This is a genomic window from Bacteroides sp. Phil13, from assembly GCF_001940965.1.
Taxonomy (GTDB): domain Bacteria; phylum Bacteroidota; class Bacteroidia; order Bacteroidales; family Bacteroidaceae; genus Bacteroides; species Bacteroides intestinalis.
Map to the genome: position 1 here is coordinate 146,658 of NZ_MSHA01000032.1, position 19,249 is coordinate 165,906.

General features: G+C 40.4%; 11 protein-coding genes. 3 read left to right on the top strand and 8 right to left on the bottom strand.

Going from position 1 to position 19,249, the window contains the following annotated elements:
• Positions 1-3: 3 nt before the first annotated feature.
• From BWI44_RS05265 to rpsO, 4 genes are all read right to left on the bottom strand, one after another.
• Positions 4-270, bottom strand: a complete 267-nt coding sequence (locus BWI44_RS05265; RefSeq protein WP_229036142.1) for a hypothetical protein — start codon at positions 268-270, stop codon at positions 4-6.
• 176 nt (positions 271-446) lie between these two features.
• The gene (locus BWI44_RS05270) at positions 447-4,382 is read right to left on the bottom strand and encodes a hybrid sensor histidine kinase/response regulator transcription factor (RefSeq protein ID WP_229036143.1); all 3,936 of its coding nucleotides are present in this window, start codon (positions 4,380-4,382) and stop codon (positions 447-449) included.
• Between the two features lie 856 nt (positions 4,383-5,238).
• On the bottom strand, positions 5,239-6,489 hold the full coding sequence (locus BWI44_RS05275; RefSeq protein ID WP_138292965.1) for an ATP-binding protein: 1,251 nt from the start codon (positions 6,487-6,489) through the stop codon (positions 5,239-5,241).
• 215 nt (positions 6,490-6,704) lie between these two features.
• On the bottom strand, positions 6,705-6,974 hold the full coding sequence (rpsO, locus tag BWI44_RS05280; protein WP_007661900.1) for a 30S ribosomal protein S15: 270 nt from the start codon (positions 6,972-6,974) through the stop codon (positions 6,705-6,707).
• Positions 6,975-7,132: 158 nt separating this feature from the next.
• On the opposite strand from rpsO, the gene typA reads away from it, so the two are divergent.
• Positions 7,133-8,932 carry a translational GTPase TypA gene (gene typA, locus BWI44_RS05285; RefSeq protein WP_117705994.1) on the top strand — a complete coding sequence of 600 codons (1,800 nt, stop codon included), beginning with the start codon at positions 7,133-7,135 and terminating at the stop codon, positions 8,930-8,932.
• An 84-nt stretch (positions 8,933-9,016) separates the two neighbouring features.
• Here typA and BWI44_RS05290 read toward each other — a convergent pair whose 3' ends face one another.
• From BWI44_RS05290 to pckA, 3 genes are all read right to left on the bottom strand, one after another.
• Positions 9,017-9,664 (bottom strand): nitroreductase family protein, encoded by a 648-nt coding sequence (locus BWI44_RS05290; protein ID WP_044533549.1) that lies wholly within the window; start codon positions 9,662-9,664, stop codon positions 9,017-9,019.
• A gap of 83 nt (positions 9,665-9,747) precedes the next feature.
• Complete coding sequence (locus BWI44_RS05295) at positions 9,748-11,055, bottom strand: MutS-related protein (protein WP_286812070.1); 1,308 nt, start codon at positions 11,053-11,055, stop codon at positions 9,748-9,750.
• Positions 11,056-11,191: 136 nt separating this feature from the next.
• Entirely contained in the window at positions 11,192-12,799 is a 1,608-nt protein-coding gene (gene pckA, locus BWI44_RS05300) for a phosphoenolpyruvate carboxykinase (ATP) (RefSeq protein ID WP_007661905.1), read from the bottom strand.
• Between the two features lie 284 nt (positions 12,800-13,083).
• On the opposite strand from pckA, the gene upp reads away from it, so the two are divergent.
• Positions 13,084-13,737, top strand: coding sequence for a uracil phosphoribosyltransferase (gene upp, locus BWI44_RS05305; protein ID WP_044533907.1), 654 nt, complete (start codon positions 13,084-13,086; stop codon positions 13,735-13,737).
• A 75-nt stretch (positions 13,738-13,812) separates the two neighbouring features.
• On the opposite strand, the gene BWI44_RS05310 is transcribed toward upp, so the two are convergent.
• Complete coding sequence (locus BWI44_RS05310) at positions 13,813-15,591, bottom strand: tetratricopeptide repeat protein (RefSeq protein ID WP_229036144.1); 1,779 nt, start codon at positions 15,589-15,591, stop codon at positions 13,813-13,815.
• Positions 15,592-15,699: 108 nt separating this feature from the next.
• On the opposite strand from BWI44_RS05310, the gene BWI44_RS05315 reads away from it, so the two are divergent.
• Entirely contained in the window at positions 15,700-19,188 is a 3,489-nt protein-coding gene (locus tag BWI44_RS05315) for a hypothetical protein (protein ID WP_286812068.1), read from the top strand.
• The last annotated feature ends 61 nt before the right edge of the window (positions 19,189-19,249 follow it).

The window sequence follows — 19,249 nt, forward strand, 5'->3', positions numbered from 1 at the left end:
TACCTATGAAGAAAGATGCCACCACAGCAAGTTAAACCTTGCTTGAAAAGATGTGCTCTCTTTCGTTTTTTTATGAGCTATACTTTTAAAATCAATCATAAGGTTTTCTAATTCACAGGCACAAAAGTGCTCCATTATACTCAATAAAAGGGGGGGAAACTGGGCAAAAAAAGATATAAATTCGGCAGATGGGAACTCTATTCTAATTATCAAATTGAACGCCGAGATAAAAACAGGTATACCTATGGTCATCCCTGCAATTTGTCTCATTCGCGTACCCATTTAATTTCATTTTTGGAATAGAATATAAACCGATACACTTCACATATTGCTTGACACATCCTAATCTGAAGACAAATATTTATAGCACATCAAACAATAGATGTCCAATTAAAAGAATAAGTACTAATTTAGAACTGCTACTTATACGAATAGGACATTTAAAATTAATTCTCACTAAGTTGTATCACATATTGCTTGGGTAAAATGTGCATTTTCTTTTTGAAAGCTTCACGGAAGCTCTTGATATCGTTGAATCCACACTTCGCGCATACGGAACTGATGTTAGTCTCACCGCTCTTGAAGAGCTGGACAGCTTTGAAGATGCGGTACTCGTTAATAAAATCAATGCCGGTCATGCCGGTCACGGCCTTAATCTTCCGGTAGAAGGAAGAGTGGCTCATACCTAATTTTTCCGCTAAAAATACCACGCCAAGGTCGGGGTTCATCAAATGTTCATCTATCACGTTTTTACACTTCAACAGGAAACGTTGTTCTTCTTTTGTGTAACTCTTTTCCATTTGATTTAAAGCACTGGATATGTTCACTCTTTCCGAGCGGGTCAACAAATGATCTATCCGATTCCGGAGATATTTCAGCGAAATAGGTTTGGTTAGATAAACATCTGCTCCACTGTCGAAAGCACTCATCTGGTCTTCTTCATCCATTTTGGCGGTCAGCATAATCACGGGGATATGCAGCAGTGTTTTGTCCCCTCTAACCAGACGTAGAAATTCCATGCCGTCCATGCCGGGCATCATGATATCGCAGATCACCAAATCGGGCATTTCTTTCCGCAGCAGTTCCAAGCCATACATGCCATTTGTGGCTTTCAATATCCGAAAGTCTTCTACCAACGAGTGTTCCAGCATTTCCAGAATTTCGGGTTCATCGTCTATCAGCAAGAGGGTGTGTCCGGCAGTGGGAATAGATACTTGTACTTCTGAAACCGATGAAACCTTGGTCGCTACAGGAGGTTCGACAGTTTCCTGATCTTCTACCGAGATCTCGTCGGTCGCTGTTCCCAACGGCAAAGTGAAAATAAATGCAGATCCTTTTCCTACTTCACTTTCTACACGTATGGTACCTCCATGCAGCTCCACTAGGTATTTCACAAAGGAAAGGCCGATACCATCACCTGTTGAGATACTTTGGGAAGGATTCACTTGGAAGAAACGGTCAAACACTTTTTCCTGAAACTCCTTAGGGATACCGGTTCCATTATCTTCTATGGTAAAAACGACCTCATGATCCGTTTCGTGAATGGACAATACAACTTTACCACCTTCTGGCGTATACTTGAATGCATTAGATACCAAGTTGGAGAGAATAATCTCCAGTTTTTCCGCATCAAAAGCCACCTTGACAAGCGTCTTTTCAGGCAGGAAGTGGAAAACTATCTCTTTCTGCTGGCACAGAGCTTCGTAGTCGGGCACCAAATTCTTGCAGAACGATACAACATTCTGGCTGTGCAATACCAATTGCAGTTGTCCTTGTTCCAGTTTCCGGAGATCTATCATGCGGGTAATCAGTTTATTCAATTTCATGGCATTTCGATACATGCCGGCTAAATAAGACTTGGGCACAGAGACTGTTCTTTGTTTTTCACTCATCAGTTCCTCCAAGGGAGCCGTTATCAGGAAGATGGGCGTACGCAACTCATGTACGACATTGGTGTAGAAACGTAGTTTGGCTTCATTGATATTTCTGGCTGTATCTTTTTCTATTTCCTTCAGCTGAACCAAATGCTTGATGTTCAATTCATGCCTATAGAACTCAAAAACAGAAAAGAGTATGCCTGTAATGAGTATAATCCATAGACACCACGCCCATTCTGTTTGCCACCAAGGAGGTGTAATAATGATATGCAGAGAAGACACATTAGGATTCCAGCGTCCCGATATGTCGGTTGATTTCACGTAGAACGTATATTTCCCGGGAGGTACATTGGTATAGGACGCAACTCTTTCTGTGCCAGTTTCTTTCCATCCCGTTTCAAATCCTTCCATATAGCACAGGAACCGGATTCCTTCCGGCGCGAACATTTCGGCCACGGAAAACCGAATGGTAAAGAAATTCCGGTCGTAAGGAAGAGTAATCGTCTTATCCCTCCCATCATGCCAATGAAAACTTTCATCCGGATGGTCAGGAAATTCCAATGCGCGAAAGCAGACGGGATTGGTGCGATGAGGTATCTGATTGATTTTTGAGGGGTCGAAATAAAGAAGCCCTTTAGTAAATCCCATATAAATAGAGGTACTGTCCTGGGCACAGGCGTGATAATTAAACTGTGCGTTTTTCCAATTGTCCATTCCGCCTATATGGCTAAAGGAATCATCATAGGGCGTGTATTTGTACAAGCCTTTATAAGTACCCATCCACAGATATCCTTGGGTATCCTCCATTATATTGACGACCCGGTTGTCTGCAAGCTCCCGTCTTCCGGTATAAGAGATCATATCCGATGTCTCTAAATTCAGTTTGAAAAGCCCACAATTCAAAGAAAGCCATAAGTTTCGGGCTGAGTCCATAAAGATGTAACGGACGGCATCCGATTCCAATGAAACCCTTTCCGCTCCTTTGTAATAATGAGCCAAGATAGCATGGCTTTTTTTATCCAATTTGTACAGACCGGAATAGGTTGAACCAATCCAAACTGTATCAGCGTCAAATATAATATTCGAAGCTCCATGAATTTCATCTATCGTTGTAAAACTCTCATTATTGGTATTGAATATGAACAAAGTATGTCCCAATATCCAGATCATTCCTTTATCATCCCGACACACATCCCATATCTGATTGGCGTTGTTGTTTTTACTTTCAGCAGAAAGATCATAATTTTTGAAGGTATGACTGGAACGAGAGAAACGGCACAAGCCTTTCTCATAAATTCCCATCCAGAGGTATTGGGCATCAGCACACATGGACATGACATTGTTCCCGCTAATGTCACTATTCTGGCGGGAATACACAGTACTCTGCCTTGTGACTCTATCGTAAACATTCAATCCTCCCCCGTCCAGTCCGATATAGATTTGTTCTTTATCGGGACAAATAGCAGTTACGACATTGTGTGATAATGTTCCATTCATCATGTTCAGTGTGTGAAACGAATCGTAAGAAGGCGAGTGAAAATTAAGACCGCCCCGATAAGTTCCTACCCACAAACCTTCTTCTCGGTCAACAAACAGGGCATGGATCGCATCACTACTTATGGAACTGTTTTGCGGAATAATGTGGGTAATTTTTCCGTCATCCCATTTTACCAATCCTCCACCATCCGTACCGAACAAAACTTTGCCTTTATAATCGGTTATCGCCTTAATATCCGAAAGCATAAAGTCATTCCGCCTCTCAATTTTTCCGGTAGAGGTTATTTTAAATGCTTCTCCTTCGTGTCCGATGCCTGCTCCGGAAAACGCCGTTTCTTCTGTGGGACTATAATATAAATTATATAGATTATGTCTGGATAAAGACTGGCTATCGAACGGTAGCCAGCTGACAATGACTTCTTTCCAAGCATCAATTAAATACAGACCATCTGTGGTAAATGTTAGAAATAAGTGGTCTTTGTAATTTGCAATAGACAAGTAAGTCAGTTCCTTTCCATAGTTGCAAGTGGTAAACTGATTTTCATTTACCTGCACAAGAAGTTCGTTATAGCTTGTCAATACAAAAATCTTTCCTCCACACTGCATGATACTTTGAATAGGCGATTTTATCTGTCGTTTCTCACCGGATGCCATTTGTGTATAACATGCGTAAAATTTGTCCTCCGCAAAAGGGTATCGGTTCAATCCATTTTCCGTCCCCACCCACAAATCGCCACCTGTTGCCAAGATAGCTTCTACTTGATTATGTGCGATAGAATTTTCACCACTCGGATTGTGTTTGTATGTAATGAAGTTAACTCCATCGAACCGACATAAACCGTTGAAAGTCCCCATCCAGATAAACCCCAAACTATCTTGCGTGATACATTTTACTGTATTATCCGACAAACCGTCCGATGTATCGAATACTTTAAACTCTTTGTTTGCTGCATGAAAGGAAATTGACACAAAAAAGAGCAATAGATATATAGCAAAACATTTTTTCATTGTATTCACCCTTTATTCGTTCTACAAATATATTTGTTTAATACAAAAAAAGTTGTTTTTAAGCATAGAAAAGGGAAGGAATTCGTCAAAAAACGATATTTATCAGTCAATTTCCACACATCCTCTTTTTGCAACCAAGTAGTATCCCTATCTTCCTACCTTTATTTCCGGAAATAAAGGATATAACAAACCATTATTATACATAAAAAATGAATGATAAAAAATTAAATAAATGTGGTTCACTAAAACCGAATCGTTCATTGACATTGTTGACATTTGATTTGTCAAAAAGGTCTTTGAAAAGCGTTTTGGCGATAAGTAATAGTTCCACTATTTGCAGAATCTTAAAAATCAAACATTCAAGTCTCATATCGTGTTTTAAAATCATAGTCGGAACAGAATTTATCATTCTGACAAATTGTATTTTCTGTTGGCCGAGAATACGCTATATCCGTTCAATACCTCATACGCACGAAAGCAGGCAAATGAAAATTCGTAAATGACAGATTGATAGTATGATATCGAAATGATTACATTTTTTTTAGATTGAAATATCTCCTCAAAAGTACACTTATAAGTCTTCATCATGATGCAAACAAGTGTTTTATCTGTAAGTAGTAAGTCTTTTACCCGTAAGTAGTAAGTGTTTTGCTTATAAGTAGTAACCCTTTCATCCGTAAGTAGTAACCCTTTTCTGCATAAAATACCCGAAAATGCGGAAGAATATACGGGAATAGAGTATTCTTATTCTTTATTTATTCATAGAATATCCTGGAATGCAATTTTATAAAAAGGCGTGTGTTAGATTAATCGGGCATATAGTGTCAATCTGATATGGAAAATCGTGAATAGCCAACTATTCTGTCAACCACTTCCACGCAGGAATCACTTTTATATTTACTTCATCCTGCTCAATAGTCTCTTCTTGATCTTTGCTGATAATCAAAGCAGTACTTATGTTCATGAAACGGGAAAGGCTGACAAGGGCATTGACTTCCCTGTTTCGCGTCTGCTCGTCGCGGAGAGAATAGGAAACCTGAATAGCCAGCCCGGCATCGGGAACTACGAAATCTACTTCTACATTCTTATTGTAATAAAAGAGTGCTTCTCCATATTGTTTATAGAGATGGATAGCTACTATGTTTTCAAGTAGTTTGGTTTCAGGTTGAAAAAGGAACAGGTTGAGGATGCCGTTGTCGTAGAAATAATGTTTCTTTGTTCCTTCTCTCTGTGGAATGGAATCATTGAAATTACAGAGAGAGAAGATGAGATAAGCGTCGTGCAGATAACCTAAATAGCTGGAGATTGTTTCGCGGGTCACTTTGCTTCCATCTCCTTGCAAGATGTTCTGCAATCTTTTGATGGCTATTGGTTGAAGTACACTATCGGCCAGCTTACGTACTAACAGACGCAGGCTTTGTTCATTTCTTACATTGTTTCTTATGACAATGTCCGAATAGAGTATTTTTTGATATAGGGAGGTGAGCCAGGCACGCTTGTCTGTGTAACTGAAACTTTCGGGCAGGCCTCCATTGTAGAAATAACCTTCGAACAAACGCACTACGTCGGTTCTGATGGGAGCCAGATGCCAGTGGGTATCCAGTGTAATATGATTATATTCCAGATATTCCGTGAAACTGAAGGGGTATATTTCCTGCATCAGGTATCGTCCGCCCAGTGTAGAGGCTATTTCACGGCTGAGCATGTGGGCGTTGCTACCCGTGATGAAAACCCGTCTTTTCTCATCTGCCAGTCGGCGTGCGAAGTGTTCCCATCCTTCTACGTTCTGTATTTCGTCCAAAAAGATGATAGGCTCGAAGGCGAACATCTCTTTGTAACATTCTACAATCAGATGAAGTTCTTCCTTTTTAATATCCGTAATGCGTTCGTCCTCAAAGTTAATGAAGAGAATTTCTTGTTTACTATGTCCATCTTTTAGCAGTTGCAGTATATGCTGGTAGAGCATATAGGTTTTGCCGGCACGACGGATACCTACAAATACATAATTACCATTTTCCTCAATGGATATTTTGCGGGGCAATAGCTTCACTTGGCTGATGAACTCTTGCTGGTTCAGAATGATTTGTTTGATGATGTCTTTTTCCATACTTCAGCTTGCTTGATATGCAAAGATAGGAAATAATTCTATAAAATGCATATTTTGCTTGAAATATGTCTTCTATGGAAGTCATAATAGAAAGGAAATATGTCTTGTATAATCTTTGTGTTCATTTATTGTATAAGGATCAGAGACATTTGAAAACAAAAAAGGGAAGCTTTTTAACGGCTTCCCTTTTTTAATGCTTTGCTGCAAGTAACGGATTACTTACGCAGACCGAGCTCTTTAACGATGGCACGATATCTTGCGATGTCGCGATCCTTCAGGTAGTTCAGCAACGCACGGCGTTTTCCTACCAACATTGTCAAGGCTCTTTCAGTACTATAATCTTTTCTGTTGAGCTTCAGGTGCTCAGTCAGGTGGGAAATACGGTATGAAAACAAAGCTATCTGGGCCTCAGCTGAGCCAGTATCAGTGTTAGACTTTCCGTATTTGCCAAAGATTTCTTGCTTTTTAGCAGCGTCTAAATACATAACTTTTAATTAAATTGATATATTAATATTCTCTTAAAGAGGGTGCAAAGATAGAGATAATCTTTTATACTGCAATGGTATTCAGTGAAATTTTTCTCTTGCTACGGTTATATCTAATGCAAAATTCGTACCTTTGCAGCCAAATATATAGGTATTGTATGCAAAATATTAGAAACATTGCAATCATTGCCCATGTTGACCATGGGAAAACGACGCTCGTCGATAAGATGCTCTTGGCAGGAAATCTTTTCCGCAGCAACCAGAGCACAGGTGAATTAATGCTGGATAACAACGACTTGGAACGTGAGCGAGGGATAACGATCCTTTCTAAAAACGTTTCTATCAATTACAAAGGAACAAAAATCAATATCATTGATACTCCGGGACACAGCGACTTCGGAGGTGAGGTGGAACGTGTGCTGAACATGGCGGACGGCTGTATCCTGTTGGTGGATGCTTTCGAAGGTCCGATGCCCCAGACACGTTTCGTGTTGCAGAAAGCTCTGCAGATTGGTCTGAAACCCATTGTTGTAGTGAACAAGGTAGACAAACCGAACTGTCGTCCGGAAGAGGTATATGAAATGGTGTTCGACCTGATGTTCAGTCTGAATGCTACAGAAGATCAGCTGGATTTCCCCGTTATCTACGGTTCTGCAAAGAATAACTGGATGAGTACGGACTGGAAGACTCCTACTGATAATATCTTCGCATTGCTGGACTGTATTGTAGAGAATATACCGGCTCCCACGCAGTTGGAAGGTACTCCGCAGATGCTTGTAACTTCTCTGGATTATTCTTCTTATACCGGACGTATTGCCGTAGGTCGTGTACATCGTGGTACGCTTAGAGAGGGTATGAATGTATCTTTGGCCAAGCGTGATGGAAGTTTTGTGAAATCCAAAATCAAGGAACTGCATACATTTGAAGGTATGGGACGTGCGAAGGTATCGGAAGTTTCTTCCGGTGACATCTGTGCGTTGGTAGGTATCGAAGGCTTTGAAATCGGTGATACGATCTGCGACTTTGAAAACCCGGAAGCATTGCCACCTATCGCTATTGACGAACCGACTATGAGTATGTTGTTCGCCATTAATGATTCTCCTTTCTTTGGTCGTGATGGTAAGTTTGTGACTTCCCGCCACATCCATGACCGTTTGATGAAAGAATTGGATAAGAATCTTGCTCTGCGTGTGCGTAAGAGTGAGGAAGATGGAAAATGGGTGGTTTCCGGTCGTGGTGTACTCCATCTTTCCGTATTGATTGAGACTATGCGCCGCGAAGGTTATGAACTTCAGGTAGGTCAGCCACAGGTTATCTTCAAGGAGATTGACGGTGTGAAATGTGAGCCGATTGAAGAACTGACTGTGAATGTGCCCGAAGAATATGCCAGCAAAATTATCGATATGGTAACCCGCCGTAAGGGTGAAATGGTGAAAATGGAGAATGCAGGCGAACGTGTGAACCTGGAATTCAATATGCCGTCACGTGGTATCATTGGTCTGCGTACGAATGTACTGACTGCTTCTGCCGGTGAAGCTATCATGGCACACCGTTTCAAAGAATACCAACCGCATAAGGGAGATATCGAACGTCGTACCAACGGCTCCATGATTGCCATGGAAACAGGAACGGCTTTTGCTTATGCTATTGATAAATTGCAGGATCGTGGTAAATTCTTTATCTTCCCGCAAGAAGAGGTATATGCCGGACAGGTGGTAGGTGAACACTCTCACGATAATGACTTGGTAATTAACGTTACGAAATCCAAGAAGTTGACGAATATGCGTGCTTCCGGCTCGGATGATAAAGTTCGTCTGATTCCACCCGTACAGTTCTCACTGGAAGAGGCTTTGGAATATATCAAGGAAGATGAGTACGTAGAGGTTACGCCAAAGGCGATGCGTATGCGTAAAGTGATTCTGGACGAAATAGAACGTAAGCGTGCAAATAAGAACTAAAGTTGTTTGTAAATAGATAGAGAAGGAGTGCTTCACTGTAATGGTGGCACTCCTTTTCATTTATACGTTACTTGCAGGAAATGATTAATCTATAAATCTGATCTTTTCTGCATTTCTAGGTTTGGCAGAGGGAGTTTCATCCGGATAACCGAATGCGATACAATAGAGTAATTGATATCCTTCGGGAATATCCAGCTTCTTCAGATATTCGGCTGCTTCCGGTGTTGATGTCATGAATCGTGTCGGCCCGCCAAGGCAACAGGAGCCTATACCCATAGACCAGGCTGAAAGAATCATATTTTCACCCAGTAGCCCACAGTCTATTTGTGACAGGTCATAAGACTTGTCGTTGGCAATAAACACTACGGTAGAGGCATTGCGGAACATATTCTTGAAATTAGGATCTTCCGTTGCTTTAGGGTTTTGCTTTTTGTAAACTTCAGTAATACCGTTGATGAATTCCGGATTATCCACTACCCGTATTTCCCAGGATTGTTTGTTTTGTCCGTTAGGAGCATTGATACCGCAGTTCAGTATAATCTGCATTGTATCACGGTTTACCGCTTGCGGTTTGTACTTACGAATACTGCGGCGTGACATCATGTTTTCAATCACCGCATTCTCTTTACTTTCATTTGCACACGTGGCTTCATTCTCTTTTTGTACTTGCGTACCGCATCCGCAGAGCAACAACAGGCTGACAGTTGCCAACATCAATTTGATACTTTTCATATTGCTTTGTTTAGTATTGGTTTTCGCAAAGCTAACAAAAAAAACGTAGTAATGAAGTAGTTACTCGGAAAAAAGAACCTTTTTTATATTAAACCTTCCAACTCTTTTTTTACCAACCAGTATCCGACTTGTGCTTCGGATATGCCTTCAAGCAGTTGGTAAGGACATATAAACTGATCATTCTCAATTCTTGAATCCATATAATAGAAACAGCATGTATTATCTTTCTCGAAATGTTTGGCATATTCCAGAATGTGAGTCGATATAAGGAAAGAACAATGCGGATATTTTCTGAGTAATTCATTTACAGCAATAGAGGCTTCAAAAGCATCCTGTGCATTTGTTCCTCGGAACATTTCATCCAGTATTATCAGGCATCGTTTGCCGGATTTCGCTTTTTGGAGTACTTCTTTTATCCGCAGAATCTCCGCCATAAAATGACTCCTGCCATCGCGCAGGGAGTCCGGAAGATTGATGGAGGTATAGATCCCATCGAATACAGGGCTGGTCATTGAACGGGCGGGAACTGGCAATCCGCAGTGTGCCAGCCATACAGAGATGGTAATAGCTTTGAGGGTAGTTGATTTACCTGCCATGTTAGAACCTGTGAGGATACATATATTATTACCGTTCGTCATTTTCCAATCATTCATCCGTCCTCCTTCGGTAAATGGATGTACAAAGCCCGTGATGGACAAATCCATTGCTTCAGTCATCTTCGGGCGGCAGCAGAAACCTTTGCTGATTGCTATGCGGTGTGCAGTACGGCATACATCCAGTATATAAATATGGGAAAGCAGCCCTCTTATCAATTCTAAGTGGATACAGCGGAACAGATAATCGTACTTATCGATGATATAGCTGGAAGGGGATTTTTCTTTTTTATAGAGTTCGACTACTTCTTTCAACTCGCTACTATATATCGTGTATTGAATGCTCTGTGCCAGTTCTTTTAGAAGTAAAGGGGCATTTTCCGGGAGATTTGTTCGTAATGATTCCAGTTGATTTAACAATCGGATAGTCAAAGTAACACCTCGTTTAATGACATAACGTTGAGCATCGTGTCTTAATAAACGGTCGAAGGCTGATGTTAGCGAAACTAAAATATTAGGTCTTCTGATCTGGTCGCGATATTCCAAATAATATTCGATGAAGTCAAGTTCTTCTTCATCCAGGGGGAGCTCGGGTAGTTCCTGCCAGGCGATTGCCTCTTGCCTTTTCTGTATAACGGATATGTCATTCAGGGGAGAGGTAATCCAATCGAGCATCAGGCGTTTCCCGTTTTTGGTCTCTGTTTTGGAGAATAAAGAGTAGAGGGGATATTCGTCATATATTCCTTCTGTAATGCTTAAGTCGGCTTGCGTTTGCTTGTCCGTATCCAGATAAGTCATATTCTTAGGTATTACGTATAGCGCAAAAGTAGGAAAATAATCATGAAGAACAAGTGAAACGGATAAAAACAAAAAAAGCAGCTCTTGATTACCAAGAGCTGCTTTCGCATATATATCTAAACCGGTTTTATTCAGATTAGAGCTTCGGGCCAGCAGCAACCAGTGCTTTACCGGCTTCATTACCAGTAAACTTAGCGAAGTTCTTGATGAAACGGCCAGCCAAGTCTTTTGCTTTTTCTTCCCACTTGCAAGCACATTCGTAAGTGTCGCGCGGGTCAAGGATCTTCGGATCTACGTTAGGCAATTCAGTCGGAACAACGAAGTCGAAGAAAGGAATAACCTTAGTCGGAGCCTTGTCGATAGAACCGTCAAGGATAGCGTCGATGATACCACGGGTATCTTTGATAGAGATACGTTTGCCGCTACCGTTCCAACCTGTGTTAACCAAGTATGCCTTAGCACCAACTTTATTCATCTTCTTAACCAGTTCTTCTGCATATTTAGTCGGGTGCAGTGACAAGAAAGCAGCACCGAAGCAAGCAGAGAATGTCGGAGTCGGTTCAGTGATACCACGTTCTGTACCAGCCAACTTAGCAGTGAAACCAGACAGGAAGTAGTACTGAGCTTGTTCCGGGTTCAGGATAGATACCGGAGGCAATACACCGAAGGCATCAGCTGACAGGAAGATTACCTGGTGAGCGTGAGGACCTTTAGAAACCGGCTTAACAATGTTGTTGATGTGATAGATAGGATAAGAAACACGAGTGTTTTCTGTTACGCTCTTGTCTGTAAAGTCGATCTTACCATCAGCGGCAACCGTTACGTTCTCTAACAGAGCGTCACGTTTGATAGCATTGTAAATATCGGGTTCGCTGTCTTTATCCAGGTTGATAACCTTAGCGTAGCAACCACCTTCGTAGTTGAATACACCTTCGTCATCCCATCCGTGTTCGTCATCACCGATCAACAGACGTTTCGGGTCGGTAGACAAAGTTGTCTTACCTGTACCAGACAGACCGAAGAAGATAGCAGAGTCAGTACCTTCCATATTAGTGTTGGCAGAACAGTGCATAGAAGCGATACCACGCAACGGGTTCAGATAGTTCATGATAGAGAACATACCTTTCTTCATTTCACCACCGTACCAAGTATTCAGAATAACTTGTTCGTTAGTCTTCAGGTTGAATACAGTAGCTGTTTCAGAGTTCAGACCCAGTTCCTTGTAGTTGTCAACCTTAGCTTTAGAAGCGTTGAAAGATACGAAGTCAGGTTCGCCGTAGTTAGCAAGTTCTTCAGCTGTCGGGCGGATGAACATGTTAGTTACGAAGTGAGCTTGCCAAGCAACTTCCATGATGAAACGTACTTTCAAACGAGTAGCAGGGTTAGCACCGCAGAAAGTATCAACAACGAACAGACGTTTGCCGCTCAATTCTTTTACAGCCTTAGCTTTCAAGTCTGCCCAAGCTTCTTCAGAGCAAGGTTTGTTGTCGTTTTTGTATTCGTCAGAAGTCCACCATACAGTGTTTTCGCTGGCTTCATTCTTAACGAAGAATTTATCTTTAGGAGAACGACCGGTATAAATACCTGTCATAACATTTACAGCACCCAGTTCAGTTACCTGACCTTTTTCAAAACCTTCCAAACCTGGTTTGGTTTCTTCTGCGAACAGTACATCATAAGACGGATTGTGGATGATTTCCTTCACGTCTTTGATACCGTACTTGCTTAAATCTAAATTTGCCATTTCTTTTAATGATTTAAAATTTTGGTATTTGGTTTATTAATCTCTTGCTAATATCTTTTTACCTTCTCTTTTCAAGGGGAAATTGGTATGAATTGGGTTATGTTCCAAACAGCCCCTTGTTTTTCGCGTACAAAAGTAGTATTTTCTTTCGAAACAAACACCTGATTAGAGAAATTTTTCTTTAATGAGAAGTCTTTTATAACTCCGTAACAATATCTGCAAACTGAATGTTGCAAATTGCACAAGAAATCGTTTACTTTGCGCATATAAATTCAAATTACATCATGAAAATTATCAATTTTGCCGAGACAAACTCCATCCTGAACCAGTATGTTGCCGAGATCCGGGATGTACAAGTACAAAGCGACCGCCTTCGCTTCCGTCGAAACATTGAACGCATCGGGGAAATTATGGCGTATGAAATGAGTAAGGACTTTGCTTATTCTTTGAAGAATATCCAGACTCCGTTGGGGATAGCACCTGTGCAGACCCCGGATAATCAGCTGGTATTAAGTACCATTTTGCGTGCCGGATTACCTTTTCATCAAGGTTTTCTAAGCTACTTTGATGGTGCGGAAAATGCTTTTGTTTCTGCTTACCGAAAGTATAAGGATACGCTGAAGTTTGATATTCATATTGAGTACATCGCTTCACCACGCATCGATGGAAAGACACTGATTATTACGGACCCTATGCTGGCAACAGGTAGTAGCATGGAACTGAGCTATCAGGCTATGCTGACGAAAGGGCACCCGTCGGAGATACATGTCGCTTCCATTATTGCCAGCCGTCAGGCTGTAGAACACATTGCTGCAACATTTCCTGAAGACAAGACTACAATATGGTGTGCTGCCATCGACCCGGAGATAAACGAACATTCATATATCGTTCCGGGGTTGGGAGATGCAGGTGATTTGGCTTTCGGCGAAAAAGAATAGATATTATCAAGCTGCTTACTGCCAATCTTCAGAAATTGGTGGTAAGCAGAATGGATAAAACAAATAAAATCGAAATTAGATATCCCGCAGATAGTTTTCCAGTGTAACATCTTGTCCGAGTTGCATCTTCTTACGGATTCTGTATCGACTTGTATTTATAGTTTCAGGTAAAACGGAAAGCATTTGTGCAATTTGTTTTGTTTCCATACCAGTGCGTACATATGCACATAAACGTAGTTCATTTTCTGATAAATTGGGATGAATGGAATATAGTTTCTTAAAAAAATCGGGGTGTACTTCTTCAAAATGATGTTTGAAAAACATCCATTCGTCTTCTGTATCCAAGTGCGATTTAATTTGTTGTTTTAGCGTTCTTCCTCCTAGCGTAGACAGTTCTTTACTACCTTCCAGTTCCTCTATTTGCTTTAATAAACCTTTTAGAACCCGATTCTTTTCAATAGAGATCATGGAGTTGGACGTCAATTCCCTATTTTTTAGATCTAACTCCAGATGATATTTTTCATTTTGTAATTGTTGGCGTTGAAGACGTTCGTTTAGTTCTCGATTTTCTGCTTCTTTCAGTTGCTTGGCGATCTTTTCCTTCTTTCTTGACAACCAGAATATATAACCAATAATGCAGCAAATCATTAAACCTATTAAGAAGCTGGCTATAGTCAATTTTTTATGGAGTTCGATACGCTCGGAAGCTTCATGCAATTCATTCTCATATTGTTCAATTGCCATTTTCATTTCATACTGATTGATTTCATTTGATTTGGCATACCCGGTTGTTTCTTCTTTGTATTGCAAATACTGTTTTAGGTACTGATAAGCACTGTCGGGTAAGTTTTTCCTATCATATATTTCTGCAAGGCCATATAAAGTGTGAATGGCTGAAAAGGCATCCTTGTTGGCCTCGGCAGAATGGCGTGCTTTTTGAAAATAAAAAAGGGCAGAATCTTTTTCATTCTTATAAATATATAATGCTCCCATATTAATGAGAGTATAAGTTTGTGATGTCTTATTTGTGATTTTCTGAGCGGTTTTATATGCTTCGCGCGCGTACTTCTCTTTATCAGGTAGAGTTTGCGAAACAAAATAGAGTGAGGTCAGCACATCGGTTCTGAAAGGAAGGTCTTCTTGCGCTATTCTCTCATCAAGTAGAGCAGTCAATATCTCTATGCCTTTTTGTGGATGTCCAAGATGATATTGACTAATTCCTATATTGTGTCGATTCTTAATTTCATCATCAATGAATCCACCTTTCTTGAATATTTCGTCGGCTTGCAGATAATATTTATATCCTTCTTGGTATTCTCCTATTCTTCTCATAATCGAACCTATATTGACATATGTATAACCAAGACTATATAAATCATTTATGGATTTAAAGTAATTTTCTTGTCTCTTAAATGTGCGATAAGCTTGTGGGTATTTGTTATGTTTTGCCAAAAGCATTCCCTTAACGAAGAAAATACGGGCGTGATCATAAGTGTAATTAACGGAATCCACTTTTTCTAATGCTTCTTCTATAAGGGTTTCTGTTTCTTCTGTATTTGTTTCAAATTTCAGCCAGGCATCCCAATATAAGGCACGCGCTTGCAGGTTTCTATTGTTTTTTAGATTTGCTATCTGGTACATGCGAGTGATAAGTGGATAAAACTGCCTTCGTTCATTATTTTTATAGTCCACCAGCTCAAGTTGCTTTCCTAAAGAGTCAAAAGAAGCATCGATAGGTTTCCATCGATATGAATTACTTCCTAAAACAGAATGTTGTAATAAGAATATACATAAATATATTAAAAATGCATTTTTCATGCTACAAAGATAACAAAAAAGGGTTTTGTACATCATTTGTCTATTCGGTTTTTTTCGATGAAATGGGGTCTTCCATTAATTTTGCCTATTATTGTTTAACGATCTCAAAGGAGTATTCTCTCTTTGGGAATAAAATGATTGCTTATGGGAAATATTACTTTTAAAATGTTTTTTCTGCTGACTGCATTGTTGGGTTACAACTTTGCTATGGCGCAGACGGGGGCTCCTCATACTCTAAGAGGAGAAAGTCAGGTTGCAAGTGTATCATTGAATTGGAAAAGTCCAGCCGAGGCTAAAACAATGCAATGGCATAATGATACACCTTATAACGGTGTGAGCGGAGTAAGCTTGAATGGGGAAATTCCTGTTCTTTATATTGCTAACCGTTTTGATAAGGATGATCTTAAAGAATATAAAGGTTCAGTAATTGATGCTATCTCATTTTGCAATTACAGTGCAGTGCTTGAGGTTAGTCTTTTGTTGTATGAGAATGATAAAGTAGTACGTGAACAGAAGGTGAATCTTGAGAATCTGAAACTGAAAGAAATGCAGACTATCAAGTTGGACGAACCTTATACTGTGCGTGACGATGTAGAATTGACTGTAGCTGCTAAATTAGTTCATGGTACGAACCTTACTTTTGTTGGCATTATGGACCGCGTACCAGGTGTTACGGGCAAGGGTGACTTATATTCGTATGATGGAAAGAATTGGAAAAACGTGGTGAAAGGTAATTTCCTGGTATCTGCTCATATTGATATACCTGCTGCAGGAGAACCTGACGGATATAATGTATATCGTGGCGATACTAAAGTAAATACAGCTTTGCTGACGGAAAAAACTGCCTTGTTGAAGGACGAACCTAAGGGTACTTATGATTACTGTGTGTCGGCTGTTTATGGTGAAAAGGAAGAAAAGTCATTCCCTTTGTCATTGACCAATATTCCTGTAGAGGATGCCCGCCCAATTGCAGTGGACGTAAGAGCTGCGGTTAATGGTTTGAATGCGACGTTGAGTTGGAAATCTCCGATTCTTGCTGATAAAACATTGACTTGGAGTAATGGGGAAAAAGGTAAGGCCATGGGAGGAACTTCCGGTACAGTGCGTAAAATATGGGCAGTAAATGCATTTTCCAGCGATGAATTGGCTTCTTATGCTGATCATAAAATTACAGCCATTAATGTTATGCTGAATTCTGCAGTAACGGAAATGCGTTTGGTGATTCTTGAGAATAGTAAAATTGTATATTCTCAGCAGGTGTCAGCTGAAGAAATTGCTGCACTGGAAGTGCATAAATGGGCTAAAATGGCTTTAACAACTCCGTACGTTATTGATCCGAGTGCAGAATTGTCTTATGGTTATTATGTGGTTCATGCAGCAGATCTTTTCCCTGGGTTGTTGGATAGTGGACCGGCTATTTCCGGTGCATGCTTTATTTCAACTTCTACGGCAAAATCTGATTTTGATACTACAGTGCCCAGTTGGACTAATATTGAGGCAGCAGCTAATGCAAACTGGATGCTAAGTGCTGATGTGGAAGCTCAGAGTGAGATTAAGACTCCGGTAGTGAAAGACTATACCGTATATCGTGATGGCGTGGAAGTCAAATCCGGAATAACAGGTTTAACTTATACGGAGGAATTAGCTCCAGGTACATATACTTATACAGTTGTGGCAAATTATACAGATGGTCTTTCTTCAAAGGCTTCCGCTTCTGCTACAGCTACAGTTGAATTGCCGGCTGAATATGTACGTCCTACCTTTACCGAAACTGATTTCGATAAAGGAAAGTTATCTTTGAAATGGGATGTATATACGGATTTGCCTATGGAATTGAAACATTATGGTGAACCCAAATATAAATGGGGCATGACCAATGATGGAAAAGATGTGGATCTTTATGTCGGAGCACAATTTACCAAAGAAGAGTTGGCTCTTTATGCAGATTATGAGATAACAGGTGTTAATCTGTACTTAACGGATGATGTTAAGGAGCTGAAAGTTGTGCTGTGCTCTGCCAATAAGAAAATCTTAGCTTCTAAGACTGCTACTTCTATCAAAACAGGTGAAATGTTTAGTGTTGCATTCGATGAGCCGGTAGCTGTACCTGTAGGAAGTTCTATTTATGTGGGATACTTTGTTCTGTTTGCTGATGGAAAAGAACCTATTGCTGCTGATGCCGGTCCACGTGTGACTGGAGGTGATATGCTTAGTTTGGATGGAACAACTTGGGTTGCTTACAGCCGGATCGATGCAGAATTTAATAGTAACTTTGTAGTAGGAGCACAGGTACGTTTGAAAGGTTCACAAAAGGCTGCTACGACTACACTTAGAAAGACAGCACCTGTTAATAATCAAATGGTTCCGCTTGAAAGAATGTCAGGCAGATCATTCTCTGACTTGAAATCGGCAACAGCCTTTGGGGTAAATGGTGTTGTTGCGACTCGTGCAACTGATAATAAGCCTACTATAAAGAACTTCCGTGTTTATTGTAACGGTTCATTGGCTACTGAAACAGAAGATCCGGAGTATACTGCAACGTTGAACTACGGTAAGTATGAATATGCTGTATCCGCTGTTTATACAAATGGATGGGAATCCGCTCTTTCTGATACTTATACTGTTGAATACAAGCAACCTAATCTTGCACCTGCTCCTTACGGTTTGAGCGGTACATTGGAGAATAAGAATCTGACTTTGACATGGCAATCGCCTGAAGCTGCTAATGAAATGAACTATCAAGATAAGACATCCGGTAGTAAAGCAATTGGATTGACTAGGAGTAGCGGGGTATATGGATACTTTGTAATTGCTTATGATGCTGATGATTTGGTTGATCAGGTAGGTAAATATATAACTCACATTAAATATAGTTTGAGTGATGTTTATTTGCAGACTTCTGCCATAGCTGTCTTTTATGATCGTAATTTAGTTTATGAACAAGAAGTTGATGTGAAGACTCTGGTAGCAGGAGAAAATGTTGTTCGTTTGGATAAACCGGTAGTAATTCCGGCTGGTCATGAAGTTTGTGTAGGATATTATGTTAGCCACATTAATGGAGTGAAGCCCAATATGACAGATGAAGGACCGGCAGTGGATGGAAAAGGTAATCTGATTACTACCGATGGAACTACTTGGAGAACGTTGAAGTCTATGAATAAGGATTTGGATTACAACTGGCGAATTTCCGCAGTTCTGCAGGATGCCGATAAGCAAGCTGTTACTCGTGCAGAAGAACCTGCTACAACTTATAATCTTTACATTGACGGTACACTCTTGAAAGAAGGTATTCAAGCTACCAATTATACAGTTGAAAATGCAGCAGACGGCTCATATACAGTAACTGCGGTGGTTGGCGGTGTAGAAACGGCTGCATCTAATGCTGTTATTGTAGGTGTACCGACAAGTATTGATAAAGTAGAAGATGGCAGTGTGAAAGCATATTATGACAGCCAACTTCAGAAAGTAGTATTACCAGAGGTGGGAACTGCTTATATCTATTCTGTTAGTGGTACTCTGATAAAGCAAGTTATGAATGTTGAGTTTGTAGATATGTCGGACTTGCCGGCTGGAGTATATGTTGTACGAGGGGTACTTACCAGTGGAGAACAAATGATTAAAGTCCTTAAATAAGAATGTTAATAGATTGACAATGGAGGTTGAATAAGTCTTCCTCTCTAATGATTAAAAGTTC